Origin of the sequence: Plasticicumulans sp., from assembly GCF_035331805.1 — a bacterium.
Classification (GTDB): domain Bacteria; phylum Pseudomonadota; class Gammaproteobacteria; order Competibacterales; family Competibacteraceae; genus Plasticicumulans.
This window is the reverse complement of the sequence record NZ_DAOLKE010000534.1, coordinates 1-1,683: the sequence shown is the minus strand read 5'-3', so window position 1 is coordinate 1,683 and position 1,683 is coordinate 1. Positions and strand designations below refer to the sequence as shown.

Annotated in this window: 1 protein-coding gene; it reads right to left on the bottom strand. The window is 73.1% G+C overall.

What is annotated here, in order from left to right:
* The coding region (locus PKE44_RS19140; RefSeq protein ID WP_324554406.1) for a helicase-related protein at window positions 1–1,683 on the bottom strand (1,683 nt) is incomplete at both ends.

Genomic DNA, 1,683 nt, shown 5'->3' with positions numbered 1-1,683 from the left:
CGTGTACAGCTCGGCGACGCGCGTTTCGGCGAATTCGATCTCGGCGGCGCGCACGCTCGGGTTGACGGCGGCGAGCGCGCGCAGGCGCTCGACCTCGGGCGTCAGCGTCGCCTGCATGCGGGCCTGCGCGGCCTTGATCGTCTGCTCGGCGAGCCGGCCGACCGCGACGGCGGCGGCATCGAGCATGCGCCGCAGCCGCCGGTCGGCGAGGCGCTCGCGCACGGCCGCGGCCGGCACATCGGTACAGCCGCTGCCGATGACGGCGGCCGGCCAGTGCTCGCCCGCGTCGCGCAGGTGCGGATCGATGACCACACGCAGCGGCAGCGGCGGCAGGAAGCGGTCGGCCTGCAGCGCCGGCGGCGCCACGCATTCGAGCACGTACACGGCTTCGAGCAGCAGCTCCGGGGCTTCGTCCGGCGGCTCGCGCCAGGCGACCAGCGCGCAGTTGCCGTCGACGGCGCCGGCGAGCAGGTCGAGCGCGCCGACGACCAGCGGATGATCCGGACTCAGGAAGTCGACATCCTCGCGCGCGAGCGCCAGCCCCCGCTCGAAGGTGACCGCCAGGCCTTCCTCGGGCAGGGCCGGGAACTGCGCGGTCAGCATCTGCTCGCCGGTGCGCAGCACCAGCGTGCCGTCCTCGTGCGCCTCGGCATCGACGCCGTAGTGATCGAACAGCCGTTCGAGCAGCGCCGGCAGCGCCGGGTCGGCATCCTGGGCGCGGATGCGTTCGACCAGTTCGAGTGCCGGGCCCTCGCGAAACGACGACAGCTCCAGCAGCCGGTCGCGACCGCGTTCGAGTTCGCTGCCGAGTTCGGCATTGAGCCGGGCGCTGTGCGCGATCAGCGCTTCGGCATCGCCGTGGCCGGCGAGCGCGGCCTCGAGTTCGGGGCGCACGCGCCGGTACACGGCCTCGGCGGCGCGGGCGTGGCGGGCGAAGGCATCGAGGCCTTCGGCGTACCAGCGGTACAGGATTTCCTGCGCCGTGGCGCGCAGCCAGGGCAGGTGGATGCGGATGTCCTCGGTCTGGCCGATGCGGTCGAGCCGGCCGATGCGCTGTTCGAGCAGATCGGGGTTCTCGGGCAGGTCGAACAGGAACAGGTGGTGCGCGAACTGGAAGTTGCGGCCTTCGCTGCCGATCTCCGAGCAGAGCAGCACGCGCGCACCGGCCGGATCGGCGAACCAGGCGGCGGCGCGATCGCGCGCGAGCAGCGGCATGTCCTCGTGAAACAGCGCCGCCGGCACGCCGCTCTTCACGCGCAGCGCCTCGTCGAGTTCGAGCACGGTCGCCTTGTGCGCGCAGATCAGCAGCACCTTGTCGCCGGCTGCGAGCAGCTCGATCAGCGCATCGACGCGCGGATCGAAACGCCACCAGGCCGGCGCATCGGCCCCGGGTCGGTACGCCCGCTCGGGGGCAAGCCCGACTCCGTCGCCGCCACCGTCGCGGTAGGCGGGCGGGCAGTCGAGCGCGAGCGGCAGCGGCACGCGGCGCGGGAAGTTCGGCATCGCCGCGCGCGTGTTGCGAAACAGCACGCGGCCGGTGCCGTGGCGATCGAGCAGCTCGACGATCAGCCGCGCGCGTGCGGCGTCGCCGTCGGTCCCGGGCAGCGACAGGCGTTCGAGCATCAGGTCGCCTGTCTCGGGCCCGAGACAGGCGCCGAGTTCATCGAGATCGGCCTGGTCGAG